This is a genomic window from Oceaniferula marina, assembly GCF_013391475.1.
Taxonomy (GTDB): Bacteria; Verrucomicrobiota; Verrucomicrobiia; order Verrucomicrobiales; family Akkermansiaceae; genus Oceaniferula; species Oceaniferula marina.
Map to the genome: position 1 here is coordinate 76,604 of NZ_JACBAZ010000008.1, position 18,576 is coordinate 95,179.

Below are 18,576 nucleotides of genomic sequence, written 5' to 3' on the forward strand. Positions count from 1 at the left end.
ATTTCTCCGGACGGCCTGGCTAACAAAGGGGCCTCCTGTCTTCAAACCCGCTCCCATCGGACCTCCCCGATCCAGCTAAGCGTCTTCAATTCCGTTCAATTTGGAATCAAACACGCTCCAGCATTCGAGAAAGCCGGAGGCAAAATCCTCAGGTCTGGCCCTCGCCCATTCGCGGACCCCTTCAATCGACATCCAGAGACCGGACTCCACCTCACTGCATGGGTACCGCAATGCCCCGTCATGCCGGGCAAGATAAAGACGGACATGCTCCCAGCCGGTGTGGGCACAGGCTGCGATGCGAGCAAACGCCTGCACCTCATCGGTCACAATCCCCAATTCCTCCTCCAATTCGCGAATCGCGGTCGCCTCATAAGCCTCCCCTGCATTTAAATGGCCGGCGGCACTCGAATCCCAAACCCCTGGATGCTTATCCTTTAATCGTGACCTCTTCTGCAAAAACAATTCTTTACGTTTATTAAAAACAAACATGTGGACGGCCCGGTGCATCAAGCCGTCACGGTGAACCACCTCCCGAGTCTCCTGACGAAGGACCTGGTCCTGCTCATCCACCACATCAAAAAGCTCGCTCCCCTCCTGAGCTTGGTCCTTCAATGGATGATCATCATAAATACGTGTCAAATCAACCCACTGGGTGAGACTCAACTCCTCGGCGCGGACCGTTTCCGCACAGCCCACCGCAGCAGCCGCTTCCTCCCAGCTCGCACTTTCCGGCATTTGTTTCCTCAGCTGCTTCCGCCTCTGGGAAAAACCACGTCGGATCAATTCATCAAACAAACGGGCATCATAGACGGGTAAATCATCGGCACGCGGCTCACAGACCATCACCGTAGAATCAATCAATGGTCGGGGAAAAAACGCCTGCGGAGGAATCGTTTTTACAGGTTTACTGTTCCATTCACTTTGCATTCTCAGAGAAAGCACCCCGTAAGCTTTGGTTCTGGGTTCTGCCACAATCCGATCAATAAACTCCTTCTGCAACATCAAGACTGCCCGGCAAACCGGCGAAGGACGCTTCATAAAGTTGCGCATAATCGCCCCTCCCGCGGAATAGGGTAAATTCCCCAGCAATTTAACCGGTTGATCTTTAAACAAGGACCTCACATCAAACCGGGCCCCGTCACAATGGTGAACGACAACCCGATCATTCCCTTCAAAACGTTTTTTAAGCCCCTCAGCCAATCGGGCATCAAATTCGACCAGGATCACCTTGTCTGCCAGCTCCACCACATGCTCGGTGAGAGCCCCCGTCCCGGGCCCAACCTCCACCACCGTATCGCCGGCTTCCACCTGCAGTTGGTCAACAATCCAGCGGGCGACATTTTCATCCACGAGAAAGTTTTGCCCCAACTTTTTCGAGGGAGTCACGCCCATTGCCTCCAATCGTTCTTTTATTTCCGTTTGATTCATCGTATAGCTTGCTTAAGCACCATCTCACCCCACCCACCTAAAAAAGCAACTTCCAACTTCCCCATGACCTTCGCTTCTTTGATCACCCTGACACGCATCGCCCTCGTTCCGGTCTTTGCGGTCTTTGCGGTGCTCTACAGCCAGAGTGTCCAGACTGGGGCTCCGGAAGAAACCCTACGCTGGCTGGCGATCATCACATTTATCGTCGCTGCGGCAAGCGACGGCTTGGATGGCTTTATCGCCCGCCATTTCAACCAATGCTCGGAATTCGGAGCGTTCATCGACCCCATTGCCGACAAACTACTCATGCTGACCGGCATCATCACTCTCTCTTTTGCTCCCTGGGGCGAAAACCAATGGCAAATCGCCCCTTGGTTTGCGACCCTCGTCATTGCCCGCGACATCATTATCCTTGGCGGAATCGTCATTCTCTACTATCTCAAGCGGCGGGTGCCCATCCGACCAAGCTGGATCGGCAAAACCTGCACCGTCACCCAGATGACCCTGCTCGCCTGGGTCATGCTCAAAATCGAACTTCTCCCACTTCTTTACCCAACTATTCTGGCTGCAATTTTCACCCTCTGGTCCGGCATTTTCTACGTCCAACACGGTTTCCAAATTAACGCCAACGCCCGCAAGGCCATCTGACCCTCGCCGCCCCAGCAGCGCCCCGTCTCTTCACCCATCACTGAAAACTCATTTCCCATGCCCACTGTAGCCATCGTCGGCCGACCCAATGTCGGCAAATCCGCCCTATTCAATCGTCTTGCAGGACGCCGAATCGCCATCGTGCACGACCAACCCGGTGTGACCCGCGACCGCATTTCCGCGCCCTGCGCCATCACCCAATCCCCCTGCACCCTGATTGATACCGGCGGGATCGGAGCGCCTCTGGATGACGGCTTCGGCGAAGCGGTCACCACGGAAGCCGATATCGCCATGGACACGGCGGATCTGATTCTATTCATCGTCGATGCCAAAGACGGGATCACCGCCGTGGACCAATCACTGGCCCAACGCCTCCGCAAATCAAAAACCAAGGTCGAACTGGTCATCAATAAAGCCGACAATGCGGAAAAAGACCTGCTCTCCGGCGACTTCGCAACCCTCGGCTACGGGGCCGGCATCCCAGTCTCCGCCGAACTCGGAAAAAACCTTGGCAAGCTGGCCGACGCCATCGACGCCACCATCGCCCCCTTGCTTGCTGATCAGGAAGAGGCCGAAGAAGTAGTGCAACGCGAAGGACTCAAAATTGCCATTGTCGGCAAACCCAATGCAGGAAAATCCTCGATCATTAATGCGATCCTCAAGGATGAGCGCACCATTGTCTCAGACATCGCCGGCACCACCCGCGACTCCGTCGACGTCCCCTACGAGTTTCTTGGGGAACGCCACACACTGATCGATACCGCCGGTATTCGCCGCCGCACCAAAATGGACTCATCCGTTGAAGTCTTTTCAGCGCACCGCGCCGAACGCTCGATCCGCCGGGCTGACATCTGCCTTTTGGTCGTTGACCTCGGAGCCGGAGTATCCGCTCAGGACCGCAAAATTGCCCGACTCATCCAGGATGAAAAAAAACCATGCCTGATCGTGTTGAATAAATTCGATCTCTTCCATCCGGGGGCGGCCCGCAGTGTGAGGATCGAAGAAGCAACGGAACACGTCCGCAAAGAGCTCTTCTTCCTCAACTACGCGCCCTTTGTTGCCGTTTCGGCGCTCAAAACCCAGGCAATAGGACTGATTTTCCAAAAACTGACCGAGATCCGCAAACTCGCCCAGGACCCGATCACAACCGGTAAACTCAACCGGTTCCTGCAGGAGGCATTTGCAAAAAAACCACCTCAAGCAAAACGTGGTAGTAAGCGACTCAAACTTCTCTACGCCACCACCGCCGTCAACGACCGCTATACGGCCATCCCGGTGCCCACCTACATCCTCTTCGTGAACGACAAACGCCTGTTGCAGGAAAACTACGAGCAATATTTGAACAACCGCCTGCGTGAATCTCATCCGACCCCCGGCATCCCGATTATTTTCTCTACCCGCTCGCGTAATGCCAAGGACAAGGCCAAAGATGACAGACGCAGAAAATAAGCGGCTTCCCTCTACACCCCACATTCCTGCCTCGCCCCCATGCCTCTGCTCGATGTTTCCAGGCTCACCACACGCTTCCATACCCGCAATGGGACCGTACACGCAGTGGAAGACGTTTCGTTTTCCGTCGAAGCCGGGCAAACCATCGGCATCGTAGGTGAGTCGGGATCAGGAAAATCCGTAACCTGCTACTCGCTGATCGGGTTGATCCCACGACCTCCGGGGAAAATCCATAGCGGCAGAGCGATCTTCGACGGCAGCGACCTCCTGCAAGCCAGTGAAAAACAACTACGCAGCATCCGGGGCAAACGCATCTCGATGATCTTCCAAGATCCGATGACTTCGCTCAACCCCTACCTGAAAATTTCATCCCAACTCACCGAGCCACTGGAAATCCACGAAGGCATCAAAGGGAAAGCGGCACTCCACAAAGCCATCGATGCCCTGGCCGAGGTCGGCATCCCCGAACCGGAAACCCGCATCCACGCCTACCCCCACGAATTCTCCGGAGGTATGCGTCAACGCGTGATGATTGCCATGGCGCTGATCACCCGCCCCGAACTCCTGATCTGTGACGAGCCGACCACCGCGCTCGATGTCACCGTCCAAAAACAGGTCCTCGACCTGATTCAGGAGCGACAACGCACGCTAGGCACGGCGGTCATCCTCATCACCCACGACCTCGCCGTCGTCCACCAATGCTGTGACCAGGTGAATGTGATGTATGCCGGACGCATCGTTGAACGAGCGGCCACCCAAACGCTTTTCTCCAATCCTCTTCACGCCTACACCCGGGCGCTGATGAAAAGTATCCCCTCGACCCACGCCAAGGGAGAAGCCCTGTATACCATCCCGGGCACACCTCCCGACTTGGCTCACCCGCCCGCAGGCTGCGCCTTCAGAGAGCGCAACACCCTGGGAGAAGCAAAACACTGCCTCACCGAAACCCCGCCAGAGCTGCAGGAAATCCACCCCGGCCACTTCGCCCAAAATTGCCCTGGCTGCCTAGGGCGTCATGTCGATCAAGAGCAATGAAATCAGCCAGCTCTTCATTTTACAGACGCCTGATTCCACGTTAGAGTAGGGATCCATGAAATTTCTAATCACAGGGGCAAATGGCTACATTGGCATCCGTCTGCTCACGGCTTTGAGCGAAACAGAGCATGAGGTGGTTGCGGTCGTTCGCAACAAAGACCGCCTACCGCCCGAGCTTTGCCGACTGTTCCAAGATCGACTCAGCATCGTCGAATTTGACTTTCTCAATGAACCGGAGCGGCAAGTTGACTGCCCGGACGATATCGACGTCGCCTACTATCTGATTCACTCAATGGGCTCTGGGGAAGGATTCCACCGCAGAGAAAAACAATGCGCCCAACACTTTGTCGAATGGGTCAAAACCAGCCGGTGTAAACAGATTGTTTATCTCTCAGGATTGACTCCGGCTGACGAGCATGGCAGCCAGCTTTCCACCCATCTGGCTTCCCGCCAGCAAGTTCACGCAAGCCTGCAAACGGCCAAAGCCCCGGTAACGACGCTACGGGCATCGATCATCGTTGGTTCAGGCTCTGCCTCCTTTGAAATCATTCGGGACCTGGTGGAAAAGCTACCCTTTATGATCACACCCAAGTGGGCCAAAACACGCTGCCAGCCAATCTCCATTCGCAACGTCATCGACTACCTGCTGGCCGTCCCCCAAATCCCGGAATGCCTCGGCAAGGCCTATGACATCGGAGGCCCCGACATCATGACCTACCGCGACATGCTGATGAGATATGCCCGGGCACGCAAACTCACCCGCTTTATCATTCCCGTTCCTTTCTTCAGCCCCCGCTTGTCATCGTACTGGCTCAGCCTGGTCACCGCCACTCACTATCAGGTCGCCAAGGCCCTGGTCGGCAGTCTGCACATGGAAACGATCTGCAAGGAAAACAAGATCCGCGACCTCATCCCTCTGGACCTGATTCCCTACCCGGAAGCCATCCAGCGAGCACTCTCGATCATCGCCCAGAACCGGGTCCCCTCGACCTGGTATGGTGCGCTGTCATCCGGCCAACTCAGCCATCACCAGATCACGAACATCCAGGTTCCCGAGTTCGGCGTTCTGACAGATAAAAAATCAACTCCCCTGACGACAGAAAACGATCAGGTGGTGGACGCCGTCTGGGCACTGGGCGGAGGCAACGGCTGGCCGAGCATGCTCTGGGCATGGCGGCTTAGAGGCTGGATGGACAAACTCGTGGGTGGAATAGGGATGCGGCGCGGCCGCCGCAGCCAGAATGAACTCAAACCAGGAGACGCCCTGGATTTCTGGCGGGTCATCGTCGCGGATAAAGAAAACGGACGCCTCACTCTGTATGCGGAGATGAAACTCCCGGGGGAAGCCTGGCTGGAATTTCAGATCGAACATGGCGCTCTGTACCAGACTGCCACCTTCCGCCCGAAGGGGCTTTTCGGAAGACTCTACTGGTATTCCACCCTCCCGTTTCATATGGTGTTGTTCCCCAGAATGGTGAGCTCCCTGGCAAACGGCTGGCCGGAACGTCCGAACCACACGCCATCCCCGTAATCAAGTCCCCCGACGAGTCACTCTCGATCACACTACTTCAGCGGCGGCTGCTTGAGGCCAATCAGCCCTACCGACGCCCCCCCATTTTTCAAAACAACGACTGATGCCGACCCGCCGCCAATTTTTACAAACCTCCATTGGAGCCAGCGCTGCGCTCACACTCCCTTCCGTAGCCGGGCTACCCGGGACAGAAAAAGAAGCCACCTTCATTCTAGTAGCAGACACCCACTATTCATCGGTTGACGAAAACCATCCGGCAAGCCTCGCCATGGTCAAAGCCATCAACCGCATTGCCGACGGCAGCTTCCGGTGGCCCATTCAAATCAATGGGCAACGATCCGGTTTTTCCTGTGCCGGAACCATCATCCAATCCCCACGTGGCATCATCCACCTCGGAGACATCACAGACTTCGGAGGAGGAACCGAGCTCAATGGAGGTAAAGGTTTTCTCGGGCTAAAACACTACCTGGGGTTCCGGCCCTTCTGGGAACATGACGGAGAAGGCGTAGGCAAATCCAAACTCAAAGTCGCCTACCCTGTCCACTGCGGTCTGGGCAACCACGACCTCGATCACAGCCAACGCAACCGCGAACGCATGTGGGCATACATCCGTCAACGCCATGCAGGCGAGAATCCCCCCATCCCCGTTAGCAGCTTCGATGATGACTCTCTGAGTTATGCCCTGCACTGGGGGCCGCTGCGTATCCTCCAACTGCATCGGTTCGCCACCGACCGTATCTATGGCCGCAAACCCGCACTCCCATGGCTCAAACGCCAACTCGCCCAAGCGAAACAATCCGGCCAGCACGTGCTACTGTGCCAACACTATGGTTTCGACCCCTTTGGTATCCAGTCGCGCTGGTGGACGGAAAAAGATCGAACCCAGCTGCTCGATGCCCTGGCACCTTATACTAACATCATCGGGCTCTGCCACGGCCACAGCCATGCCACCGGGCACTATTTCCGAAAAAAACTACGCGTCATCCGCTGCAACAACATGGGGTGGGAGTTAGATCGAGGCAACAAAGACGGTTACGGATCCTTCGCCCTCGTTCGAGCCACTGATACGCACTTCGACCTCGTTCACGTCCAGTGCATCAACGCCTCGGGTGATTTCAGGTTCAGTCCGAAACACGCAGTCGCCATCCGCACAAACCGAACCGCAGATAACAACTCATAATACCACTCCGTAAAGCAGACGAGACGATTGATCATTGTTGAGGTATTTGGAAAAGCACTGCGTGATCCATGAGAGTTCCGGATGAATGACTCCTTTGGCTTTGTTTCTCCTTAGTCATGGTGCCCGCACCATTCCTTCGTCGCGCCTTGCCAAAGAACTCATTCCTCTCGGCTATCGTCCCGTCTGTTTTACTCCTTGGCATAAGAAGCTGATCACTTAAGGCTGCTGACTTCAATCACATCTAACTCATCCTGCATCCAATCGATGTTCGTGGTCGTGATCAATTTTTGAGCCCCGTCTGGGAGTGCCTGCATCAATGCATTTCTCCGGTCGGCATCCAGTTCACCAAAGATATCATCGAGCAGATAGACAGGCATTCGACCCGCTTGTTTTTCCAGTAGCGCACCTTGGGCAAGCTTCAGGGACAAAGCCAGAGTCCGCTGCTGCCCTTCACTGGCAAAATCAGCTGCGGCCATTCCATTGACAGTCAGCCGAACCTCGTCCCGGTGGGGACCGGCAACCGTTTGCCCGAGGCGACGTTCGCGCTCATGAGTCATTTCAAGGCTTTTGACCATATCGTCACCCGCTCCGGCAACATACTCGAGCCCAACCCGTTCATCATTCCCACTCACCTCTAACTGGGAATGAACCACTTCGGGTAAAAGCAATCCCACCAGCTCTCGTCTGGCCTTTGTGAGAAAACTCCCGTGCCGGATGAGCAAGTCCGTGTAAGCCGCGATCTCAGGCTCCCGCAGCACCCGGTCCTTGAGTAAGAGGTTGCGGGCCTTCAAAACCCGCTGGTATCGATTAAAATGATCGCGATAAACAGGGTCCAACTGGCAACCAAGGAAATCGAGATAACGCCGCCGAACCCGCCCACTGCCTCGGACCAGATCAAGGTCGTCGTTCCCCATCCACACCACCAGGCCGCCACCGGCAAGATAGTCTCCCTGCTTGCCAACCACCTCATCGTCCACCTTCATTTCGACCCCCTGCCGTGCGGAAAAACGAACTTGTCGATCAGATTGCCAACATTCACCGGCAATACCAAAACCAGGCGAATCGATCTGGATCATTTTCCCCATGCGCAGGCTGCGGGGAGAATGCAGGCGAACCAATACGCACACGGCCTCCAAAATGGAGGTTTTCCCCTGGGCATTGGCGCCAACGATCACCGCACCCGAGGCCGGAAAGTCTACCGACATGGCGTCGAAACACCGGAAATTCATCAGTCGCAGGTTGGCAATCATCGCATCGTAGGACAGGTTTACAACCTGTCGGCAAGCTTTGTAAGCGATCGCCTGCGGCTTGGCAACCCACATCAAGCACGTAACAAAAAAATGGCAGGTGCCAACGATGCGCACCTGCCATTGATAGAAATCAATTGTTTCGTTTTCTTACTTCTTTGCAAGAAGTGACTTACCGGTCATCTCAGCGGATGGCTCAAGCCCCATCATGTCGAGCAGGGTCGGAGCAACATCGGCAAGGATACCATCGTTCACGGTATAATCCTCGTGGTCGGCAGCCACATAGATGGCGTGAACCAAGTTGGTGGTGTGAGCGGTATGCGGAGATCCGTCGGCATTGATCATTTTTTCGCAGTTGCCGTGATCCGCAGTGATCAGAAGCTTACCACCAAGGCGCAGGGTTTCTTCCGACACCCGTTTGACCCCCTCGTCAATGGTTTCACAAGCCTTAACGGCGGCTTCGACAATCCCGGTGTGACCGACCATGTCGGGGTTGGCAAAGTTCAGAATCACCATATCGTAATCCTTAAGCTTGGGAACCAGGGTGTCCATGACTTCAGGAGCACTCATCTCGGGCTGAAGGTCGTAAGTCGCGACCTTGGGAGATGGAACGATCGTGCGGTCTTCCCCTTCGTTTGGCTTCTCTTTGCCACCATTAAAGAAATAGGTAACGTGTGGGTATTTCTCCGTCTCTGCAATCCGCATCTGATTTTTACCAGCCTCGGCAACCACTTCACCCAGAACGTTTTTCAAATCCTCGGGACCGTATGCCACAGGCACACCGTATGTCTCGTCATACTCGGTCAGCGTTACATAGTGAACCTTGGGTGCCCCATGGGTGTCAAAGCCATCGAAGTCGGGCTTGAGGAAAGCATCGGAAAGCTGGCGGGCACGGTCGGCGCGGAAGTTGAACCAGATCACGACATCACCGTCGTTCACGCGGCGCTGGTCGTGATCACAGAATGTCATCGGCAGCAAAAACTCATCCGTTTTGTCGTCTTTGTACATCTCGGCTACCGCCTCACTGGTAAGAATATCTTTCTTTTCCCCCTTGCCTTCAACAATCGCATCCCAGGCAATCTGGTTACGATCCCAACGCTTATCGCGGTCCATCGCATAGTAACGCCCAATCACGGTTGCAATCCGGGCACCGGACTTGGCAATGGCATCCTCGACATAGCTGAGGTAGCCCTCACCGCCGGTCGGAGACGTGTCACGTCCATCGGTGATCGCATGCACGTAAATTTTTTCGCAGCCATTTTGTTTGGCCATATCGCAGAGCGCAATGAGATGCTCTTGGTGGCTGTGAACTCCACCATCTGAAATCAGGCCCATAAAATGCACGGCCTTTCCGTCTTGGGCCTTACTGAAGGCTTCCTTGAGCACCTCATTCTCCAGAATGTCGCCGTCTTGGATGGATTTGTTGATCCGGGTAAGGTCTTGATACACGACCCGTCCAGCACCCAGATTCAGGTGTCCGACTTCCGAGTTACCCATCTGACCATCGGGCAAGCCAACATCCATTCCCGAAGCGCTGACAAAGCCCTTGGGGTAGGTGGACCAGAGCATCTCATGATAGGGAGTATCGGCGAGCAACACGGCATTTCCATCTTGTTCGGCTGTTTCCTGACCTCCGGGGTTCACACCCCAGCCGTCACGGATGATAAGAACGACAGGTTTTTTATCGGTTTGATCTGACATGGCGCGCTTTATTTAGCGCAGTATGAACAAATGCCAATGACGAATCCTTGAAAATACTGCCATTCTCTGCCCATATCCTCGCATGCCTGACGAGACCACTCTATGGATCCTGACCGCCATCGCAGCCTGCTGCATCGGTATCGCCAAAGCGGGGTTCTCAGGAGTCTCCCTCATTTCCGTCTTTCTTCTGGCCGACATCTTCGGGGCCAAGGAGTCCTTGGGCGTCGCCCTGCCCATGTTAATCATCGCCGACCTGCTCGTCTTTCCGGCATTTCGCAAATACGCCTCCTGGAAATCCGTCTGGAAGCTCACCTGGCCGGTTCTCATCGGTATGGCACTCGCCGTTCTGGTCATCAGGGAGGTGGACAACACCACGATGCGCAAAATCATCGGAGGCATCATCCTCGGCATGGTGGCCCTGCAGTTGATGAGCAAACTCAAACCCGAACTCTTGGAAAAACTTGCCCACACCCGGGGCTTTGGCCTTATCGCAGGAACCGCCGGAGGCATCGCAACGGTCCTCGCCAATGCCGCAGGCCCGATCATGCAACTCTACATGCTCTCGCGCCGAATGGAAAAAATGGAACTGATCGGTGTCGGGGCCCGGCTCTTCCTAGCCATCAATCTACTCAAACTACCACTCAATGCCGGACTCGAATTGATCACGATGGACACCCTGCTCCTGAATCTCGCGATGATTCCAGCCATCGCGCTCGGGGTGTTCGGAGGAAAAAAACTCATCACCATCATCCCTCAGCGGCTGTTCGAAATCACGGTCATCGTGTTTGCCTTCATTGCGGGAATCCGGCTTTGGTTTTATTCACCCATCTAATTCAGCCATCTAGTCCCGGACTTCCAGGTGCTCGAAGAAACGCTCAAAGGCATCCGGGAAAAGCCGACGTAGCTCAGCTTCATAAGCACCGGCATCGGACAGTCTGATCTCACCATCAGGTCCCCGCAATTGTTCGAGCACCATTTCCTCGGGAACCCGGGCCTCCCAGTACTTTTCCCAGGAAAAGACCGCCTCGTAAGCGCCCCGTCGCAACCGCATGGTCTCGCCGCTCTGCCCGGCATATGCCGTCGTGCTGATGGCTGTGGCTTCCTGAGCGCCTGTCCAAAGATTTCGTCCGACCATGCCCCGGCGGCTCTGCTCGGGCAATCCAAGCGCATGGAACAAACTAGGCATCACATCCAGATGGCAGGCGGTACTTTGCTCAGGCCCCCGGCCCATCGATTGAGGCCACTTGATCAAGATCGGCACGGAGGTTTGTTCCGGCTGCAAGGATGAACAATGAAACCAACTCCCCTGCTCTTGAAATTCCTCACCATGATCACCGACAACAATGATAATGCTCTCATCGTAGCGCCCCTGCTCTTTGAGGAAGGCACAAAAATCGGCAATCTGAAAATCCACCCAGGCCACGGCATTCCAATAGCGGTTTAAAACCCGCTGGACTTCATCCTCGCTTGGATTCAGAGGGAAACGCGTGTCCTCATCAAACTCCGTAAAGGGAGGATCAAAATCATCATGCCAATAGTAGTTGTAATGCGGAGAATCCAACGCTGTAAAATAAAAGCCTCCGCCGTCAGGGCGCGATAACACCGACGAGCGAAGTTGCTCAAAACATTGGCGCTCACGCTCTGCGATCCCCAGGTTGGAAAACTCAATATTGGCATCATCCGCCTGAACCACCACCGAGGCAAGGTTGGTTCCCGCCCCGAAGTTCGACAATCCGAAGTCCTTATACGACAGATCACAGACGGCGCGAACTTCGATCTCATAGCCTGCACGCTTGAGATACTGCAACGGCATGGCCCCGGCATAGGCACTGCGGTCTGGGATCGACTCCAGGTCATCGCGCCAAAACACCGGGACCTGACTGTGGAAAAACGAATACCAAGATAAATGGGTCGCATTCGACCCCGCCCAGGTTGAGCTCAACACTTGGCATTCTTCTTCGCGCAAGCGACTCAAAAAAGGTGCAACCTCGGGGCGGATGGCATCCCCCCGCGTGCTTTCGAGCATAAACACAAACACATCCGGTTTATGGTCCAGTGAGGGAATCTCCACCTGCATGTCTGCCCGGGGTTGCCGAAATGCCACTTGATAAGCTCCTACCCCCTCTGGAGGAGAAAACAATCCGGGGTGGAAATCAAAGGCTTTGTACTCGGCCTGACGATCCGTTACATCCATCCACAGGGCGCCGACACCTTGTTCGACCAGCACGACCACCCAGCAAATCATCACCCCGGCCAAAACCGAGCGCACACTCATGTGTGTCTGAAAGCGCTTGGAAACAAACCAGCATCCACCGGCAAGCAACAAGCCGGACAGCCAAATGCCGATAACAATACACCAAGCCATGGCTGCTCCAACCTCCAATCCGCTGGTCTTAAGCTCCACCTCGGGCTGGAAACTTCCCGATTGGGTCATCGCATTCACCGTATGAATCAGTGGTCGGCTCCACATGATCCCGAGCAATTGATCCGCGATCACCAATAAGGGCAGCAAACCAAAGACCAACCACGGAGACCACTTCAATCCCCTCGGAGTTGCCCGAACCACAAGCTCTGCCAATAGGCAACAGATTCCGACAAATACCCCCTGGGTAAAAAAGCGACCAATAAACACCTGAACTTTACCAAGAACCGAGAGATCCAGCGATGCAACCAAGGTCAGATTATTGGCGAGCAACGCGACAAACAAGACAAAGAAAAAGACCGCATTCCAAGGGCTGCGGTTCTTGAGCCAACCGGAAAAACCTGCCCACTCGAGCTTCGGACGACCACCCAGCGGCTGTTCACGGTATAGAAAACTCAGCACCAGAGTGACCAGCAACAAAGCTGCCACAAGGTAAAAAAAGATTGCGTGAACCTGCACAAAAAAACATCCGGCCAGTCCAAGGATCAACAGGGAAACGGAGGCCCAGGTCAAAATCGAATCTCTGGCACCCAGCAGGAATTTACAATAACGCCACCAATAGCCGCCGACTACCGAGCCAAGCAAGCAAAGCCCGGTCACAATCAAGAGGTTGAACCCCATATTCCCGGATCCAAAACGTACCGGAATCTGCATGGACCCGACTTCCCAGGCCCAAATAAAGGGAACCAAAGCACAGAGAATACCACCGAACCAAGCGACAATGTGAGCCACTTGGAGCGGCTCATCATGTTGCTTCACACCAAGGTGAATTCCTGTTTCGTTAAGAGGCATCTGCGCGGGGGGGTATCAAGATCACGAGCTTATGGCAAGCGTTCTCGATCCTTCGATGGGAATTCGAACACCTGCCACCCCCTTATCTTCGCACAGCTCAATGATCACACCACCTCTACTTCTCCTCTAAAAGAGGTTTGAGTGATGTCGGAAGTTTCCCTTTGCGTGGGCTCCCCTGCATCATCGTCCACAGTTTGGTGGTTTTCATCTCGGTATCGCCACCGGTTTGAAGGAAAAAGCCGTCCCCTTCCTTACCGGCATCAACATTGGTGGCGGGATTGCGATCTCCGGTAAATTTCGCCCGATTCAGAGGTTTCCACTTCCCATCGGGCAGAAGAGCCCAGGTGTTTTGAAAACGGGCGCGACGCACCTTTTTCGCAGACTCATAGTTTCTGCGGAAATCTTCCACAAAGGAATAGCCGCCACGCAGCTTGATCCCGGTCGTCGGCGTCCGCAACACAGTCATCAGCTGCCACTTCTTTCGCTGGTTATCATAAAACCATCCTTTGAAATCCGTAAACTGGTTTCCATCCACCTCGATATCCTTTGCTTGAACAAAAAAACGGATGGTCTCACCGATTTTCCAATCGTAATCGTAAAAACTCTGAGCTCCGGTGCCTTCACCGCCAAAACGCCCGGTCCTGACGCCTTCGCCTTTCGCCAGCACCTTGGCACGCTTGGATTCATCCACCGCGTGTTTATCATCCGTGTTACTCTTATCCCAAACCGAAAAAATAACCACCTTCTTACCATTGGCCAGCTCCTGCATGCCAAAGTACCCCCGATTGAAGCCCATGGCACAGTAATAGGTTCCTGGAGCCGAGCGTTGGACCACAATCTCATTGTATAAAGCCGTCGCCTCCTTCATCTCATACCCCAAATGCACCGAGCGGCATTGCCGTTTTTTTTCCATCTCCAGAACCTCCTGACTCACAGCAGAAACCACTTGAGCCAAAGCCATCATACAAAGCAGAACATAGGCAAATTTTCTCATATCAGCCGTATAACGCCACCTGACGGCAAATATTTGCAATTTTTCAGTATTCTTAACGAAAAAACAGTTGCAATACGGCAACGACTGCGCTAGTTCTCCGCCCCGCGCGTTGCCAACCAGAGGTTCAACGCATCCAAGTAACGCTTTAGTAACTCAACTTCAACCCTTTTCCAACCTTACGCAGCCATGAACATCATCGATAAAATCGAAAAAGAACAAATCCAAGACGTCGCAGACTTCAACGTCGGAGACAGTTTGAAAGTGCATACCCGCGTCGTCGAGGGAGGAAAAGAGCGTATCCAGATTTTCGCAGGTCTCTGCATCGGAAAAAAAGGAAGCGGCATCAACACTTCCTACACCGTGCGTAAGATTTCCTCCGGCGAAGGCGTCGAGCGTGTCTTCCCTCTGCACACACCTCGTGTTGCCAAAATCGAAGTCACCCGCCGCGGCAAGGTGCGTCGTGCCAAACTGAACTACCTTCGCGACCGCGTCGGCAAGCGTGCGCTCTACGTTAAGCCTGCCGATCAGGACTAATCCAGTCCCGACGAACACTTCATCACTGATTTCATAAAGCCTCCTGTTTATACAGGGGGCTTTTTTCATGGAAATTTGCCACCTTTGTTGTAAGCATTTCCTAAGTATCTCAGTAAGTCTACTGTTCGACATTCCCCAGATCGCTTTTTCGATTCACTATCCACCTTCCTACTCCATGCGCATTCCCGTCCCCATTGCTATCCTGTCCTGTGTGATCGCAACTGGCAGCGTGTGGTATTTCGGCTCCCGGGACGCCGATTTCACCACGCCACCCAGCGCTGAAGAAAACCAGGAAGCCAAAGAACAATGGAAAAAAGAAAACGCCCCTGCCCCTGCAGCATCGATCACCAGCACTGACACTCAGGTAAAAAAACAAGCACCAAAAGCGCCCAAACTGGTCAAACCCAAACGCGTCAAGCCCCCCAAACCCAAACGACTCCCCACAGGAGACCTCGGCGTCTCCCCCCAGCTTTCGGAATACGGCATTCTGGCCAACGAGGGTGCCCCGTCGATGGTTCAGCTGGCTCAGGAGCTGGAAAGCCAACAAGCATGGCAACACGCGCTGCTCGCCTGGGAACGGGTCCTCGACACAACCAAAGCAAGCCCAGAGGAAGCCAGCATGGCCCATAAAGCCATTACCCGCCTCAAACCCAAACAACCAGCATGGAACCCGGATCCACTGGGAGATATCACCATCACCCTGCACGCCGGAGCCACCATCAAAAACAAGCAAGCTCTCGAGTCCGCCTTAAAACAAACGGCTGACTCCATCGCCCAGGCATCAGGCTACATCCTTAAGGTGACATTCCAAACCAGCATTGGAAAAGGAACACCACCCGATACCCCACGCGTGCCCATTGCCATCTGGTTCACCCGCAGCGATGGAAAACGGCAGGGGGAAACCCCACCGCTGTCATTCATGGCAGCTCCCGACGACGTCGAAACACTCACCAAACAATGCAAACTCGGCGTTTACAATCTGCTGCGGGCTCATTTGGCCGAAACCACCGCCTTCAGCCCCTTACCCGAAGCCGATCCAGACACACCCGCTGAGCTACGCCTGAACTCCCACATCACCCGTTTCATGTGGCGCGAATTCGCCAACAGCCTAAACTCGAACTGACAACAGTTGAGTAGCTCGCTGAGAGATTGCCCCCCTACTCACAAGTCTGCACCCCGGGAACAATCGCGGGGAAAAACAACGGGGACGAAAAAACGAACTCCCTAAATACAGTAAACACCGTAAAATAAACCACCCCGGAAGCATACAAAGCACGCGCCCGGGGTGAATGGAATCGGTTCAGGCCGATAGACCTTGCTTAGCCTGTGTAGGATTGCTCCACGCGCTGGGCAACGTCACGGTATCCGTAATCGACTTCGTAAATTTGCTTAAAGCTGTCCAAGGCCGCTGAGGCATCACCCGTCTCCTCATGGATGAGCCCTTTTTCATACAGCACTTCTTTTTTGGTTCCGTCCATGCTGAGCAGATCCTCCAGGGCATCTGAAAGCTGCTTGATCGCCAAATCATACATGTTTTTAGCTTTAAATGTTCGCCCAAGCAAAAGCAGCACGCGGGTCCGAATATGCGGGTTCCGGGTGGCTTGCTGCAAATGTGGAATCGCAGCACTGAAATCACCGGCATTGTAGAGAGCCAGACCGAGCTCATAACGAAGCTGCGGATCGGTCGGGTTGCGATCCACCCGCTCCTGGGCCTCACTCACCTGTTCACTCGTGCGATCACTCACCAACGCTTCATACTGCTGGCGCAGTTCCTCGTTATCGGGGTCGGCAGCACAAGCCTCCCTGAGTTGAGTGATCTGATACTCAGCCGCCTTGTCTTTCATATACGCCGCTTTGTTTTGCAAAGCCACGTCCTTTTGACTCAATTCAAAGGCATACTGGAAAAACGAATAGGCATTGGGCCAGTCTTCCAACTGCTCGTATAGATCGGCAATTTCTTTGACCAGTGCCAGGTTCTGATTATCTCCGGCATAGTCTTCAGACAGTCGGGCCAGCTTTTCCATCATCTGATCCCGGGTCATCGCCGCACGGTTCGCAGACTCGAGCTCCGCGGCATCATCGCCACTTCGCATCACATCACGAAAACTTTCAGCCTCCTCCCACTTCTGCTTCTTCATCGAAGCCCGGGCCGTGGCATCCTTGGACCCCTTCACCGCATCCATATCGGTGACGTCCTGTTTCACAATGTCGTTGTAAACATCCGCGGCCTTGTCGGGTTCATCACGGGCCAGATAATGCTCCGCCAGTTTGTGCAGCAACTTGGTATTCTCAGGGGCACCACTACGGACCGTTTCAAGTGCGAACGCTGCAGTATCAAGCATGTTCAGACGCATGGCGTTATCGAACAACAAATCATTCGCCCCTCCATCAAAGGGGGCCTTTGCCAACTCCTCCTCCAACGCACCCAAAGCAGCCATGGGATCTTTTTTCCCCTGGTTCTGGATTTTCATCAAGGTCACGGAGGAAACGCCCCCCCCGCCCATTCCGAACAAACCCTTTTTCTTTTTGCTACCAGCCGTATCGGCAGCCGCACTGTTCCGAGCCAAGCGCCGAGCATCCAAAAAACCGGGTGTATCTTTTAACACAACCAAACATAGCTTGATTGCATAGGTGAAATTGCGCTGCTCAAAAGCACTCTGAGCCTTCAACCACAAGGCCTTGATATCAGAGGAAAGTTGGGCTTCAGTTAATTCGGTAGGTGGATTCGATTCTTCACTCATAGTCAGTCACTCGTTGAATTCTTTTCGCTGGATGATTCCAGTCTCATTGAACGCGTTGCATCATGTCCAAATGAGACGCCTTGGCAAGCTCACTTCCCACAATTCATTTAGATTTTTTTGTGCATCTACAATGACGTCACAAACAAGATCGCAGACAAGCGGATCCTTTCAACTTGACTTCCCTAGAAAATACAAGAGGGTCCCTGCAATGCGTATCTTTGGTTCCGCCCTGATCATGATTCTTCTCGTCACCGCCTACGGGCGCTGTGTCACGGATCAGTTCGGGATCTTTGGCCCAAGCCAATCCGTCTGCTGCCAGTTGACCTGCCATGAAGAACAGGCTGAAGAACAAGATGCTGCAACACCTCAACAAGGGAGCCTCGCCCACCACGATCACGACCACACTCATGATCACAGCCACGCGCCAGGTGACGCCCCGTGTTCCCCCACGGAAGACAATGAGCCCAAACCTGAGGAAAACCCATGCCAATTGTGCTTCATCCTCGATAGCGACAGCATGCTGCCCAGCCAGGACCTCAAGGTCCCCAGCCCTTCCCTGACCGATCTCTGCGGCCTTCAATGGATCTCACCCTTCGACGGAATTTTACCCAATGGTGGACCTCCGGCAGAATCGCAGAACCGCCCCCCGACCAATTTCCCCGATGACACCGATGAGCAAGACTCCCAGCTCAAACAGCAACATCGGAAAAACACTCCCGTCCGAGGCCCCTCCCTCGTTTGATCCCAAGGCCGTCACTCTCGATTGAGTTGACCAGTGCCTGATTCACGTCAACGAAGCCGAACCATGGTTCCGCTTTGCCTTTAAGCTGCGGCCTTCCTGTTCCGAGACCTCTTCTTCAGAGATCAAACCCAA

Annotated in this window: 15 protein-coding genes; 9 read left to right on the plus strand and 6 right to left on the minus strand. The window is 54.3% G+C overall.

Features of this window, described 5'->3' with window-relative positions; all coding sequences use genetic code 11:
• Nucleotides 1-75 precede the first annotated feature (75 nt).
• Nucleotides 76-1,428 (minus strand): 16S rRNA (adenine(1518)-N(6)/adenine(1519)-N(6))-dimethyltransferase RsmA, encoded by a 1,353-nt coding sequence (gene rsmA, locus HW115_RS15910; protein WP_178933940.1) that lies wholly within the window; start codon nt 1,426-1,428, stop codon nt 76-78.
• A gap of 63 nt (nt 1,429-1,491) precedes the next feature.
• Here rsmA and HW115_RS15915 point away from each other — a divergent pair, with 63 nt between their 5' ends.
• The 5 genes from HW115_RS15915 (at nt 1,492) to HW115_RS15935 (ending at nt 7,271) form a co-directional block, all read left to right on the plus strand.
• Nucleotides 1,492-2,076: a CDP-alcohol phosphatidyltransferase family protein gene (locus tag HW115_RS15915; RefSeq protein WP_178933941.1), complete on the plus strand. Its 585-nt coding sequence runs from the start codon at nt 1,492-1,494 to the stop codon at nt 2,074-2,076.
• A 57-nt stretch (nt 2,077-2,133) separates the two neighbouring features.
• Nucleotides 2,134-3,525: a ribosome biogenesis GTPase Der gene (der, locus tag HW115_RS15920; protein ID WP_178933942.1), complete on the plus strand. Its 1,392-nt coding sequence runs from the start codon at nt 2,134-2,136 to the stop codon at nt 3,523-3,525.
• 39 nt (nt 3,526-3,564) lie between these two features.
• Nucleotides 3,565-4,560, plus strand: coding sequence for an ABC transporter ATP-binding protein (locus tag HW115_RS15925; RefSeq protein ID WP_178933943.1), 996 nt, complete (start codon nt 3,565-3,567; stop codon nt 4,558-4,560).
• Nucleotides 4,561-4,615: 55 nt separating this feature from the next.
• Entirely contained in the window at nt 4,616-6,091 is a 1,476-nt protein-coding gene (locus HW115_RS15930; RefSeq protein ID WP_178933944.1) for an SDR family oxidoreductase, read from the plus strand.
• Nucleotides 6,092-6,194: 103 nt separating this feature from the next.
• Entirely contained in the window at nt 6,195-7,271 is a 1,077-nt protein-coding gene (locus HW115_RS15935) for a metallophosphoesterase (RefSeq protein ID WP_178933945.1), read from the plus strand.
• A gap of 212 nt (nt 7,272-7,483) precedes the next feature.
• On the opposite strand, the gene recF is transcribed toward HW115_RS15935, so the two are convergent.
• Both recF and gpmI read right to left on the minus strand, forming a co-directional pair.
• Nucleotides 7,484-8,593, minus strand: a complete 1,110-nt coding sequence (gene recF / locus HW115_RS15940) for a DNA replication/repair protein RecF (RefSeq protein WP_178933946.1) — start codon at nt 8,591-8,593, stop codon at nt 7,484-7,486.
• Between the two features lie 75 nt (nt 8,594-8,668).
• Nucleotides 8,669-10,219 carry a 2,3-bisphosphoglycerate-independent phosphoglycerate mutase gene (gene gpmI, locus HW115_RS15945; protein ID WP_178933947.1) on the minus strand — a complete coding sequence of 517 codons (1,551 nt, stop codon included), beginning with the start codon at nt 10,217-10,219 and terminating at the stop codon, nt 8,669-8,671.
• A gap of 82 nt (nt 10,220-10,301) precedes the next feature.
• Between gpmI and HW115_RS15950 the strand changes: the two genes are divergently transcribed.
• Entirely contained in the window at nt 10,302-11,051 is a 750-nt protein-coding gene (locus HW115_RS15950) for a sulfite exporter TauE/SafE family protein (protein ID WP_178933948.1), read from the plus strand.
• 9 nt (nt 11,052-11,060) lie between these two features.
• Here HW115_RS15950 and HW115_RS15955 read toward each other — a convergent pair whose 3' ends face one another.
• Nucleotides 11,061-13,433, minus strand: a complete 2,373-nt coding sequence (locus HW115_RS15955; protein WP_178933949.1) for a sulfatase-like hydrolase/transferase — start codon at nt 13,431-13,433, stop codon at nt 11,061-11,063.
• Nucleotides 13,434-13,548: 115 nt separating this feature from the next.
• The gene (locus tag HW115_RS15960) at nt 13,549-14,427 is read right to left on the minus strand and encodes a DUF3472 domain-containing protein (RefSeq protein ID WP_178933950.1); all 879 of its coding nucleotides are present in this window, start codon (nt 14,425-14,427) and stop codon (nt 13,549-13,551) included.
• A gap of 186 nt (nt 14,428-14,613) precedes the next feature.
• Here HW115_RS15960 and rplS point away from each other — a divergent pair, with 186 nt between their 5' ends.
• Both rplS and HW115_RS15970 read left to right on the plus strand, forming a co-directional pair.
• Nucleotides 14,614-14,961 (plus strand): 50S ribosomal protein L19, encoded by a 348-nt coding sequence (gene rplS, locus HW115_RS15965; protein WP_178933951.1) that lies wholly within the window; start codon nt 14,614-14,616, stop codon nt 14,959-14,961.
• Between the two features lie 175 nt (nt 14,962-15,136).
• Nucleotides 15,137-16,084 (plus strand): hypothetical protein, encoded by a 948-nt coding sequence (locus HW115_RS15970; RefSeq protein ID WP_178933952.1) that lies wholly within the window; start codon nt 15,137-15,139, stop codon nt 16,082-16,084.
• 196 nt (nt 16,085-16,280) lie between these two features.
• Here the strand turns inward: HW115_RS15970 and HW115_RS15975 are convergent, their stop codons facing one another.
• Nucleotides 16,281-17,702: a tetratricopeptide repeat protein gene (locus HW115_RS15975; protein WP_178933953.1), complete on the minus strand. Its 1,422-nt coding sequence runs from the start codon at nt 17,700-17,702 to the stop codon at nt 16,281-16,283.
• 235 nt (nt 17,703-17,937) lie between these two features.
• Between HW115_RS15975 and HW115_RS15980 the strand changes: the two genes are divergently transcribed.
• The gene (locus HW115_RS15980; RefSeq protein ID WP_178933954.1) at nt 17,938-18,444 is read left to right on the plus strand and encodes a hypothetical protein; all 507 of its coding nucleotides are present in this window, start codon (nt 17,938-17,940) and stop codon (nt 18,442-18,444) included.
• The last annotated feature ends 132 nt before the right edge of the window (nt 18,445-18,576 follow it).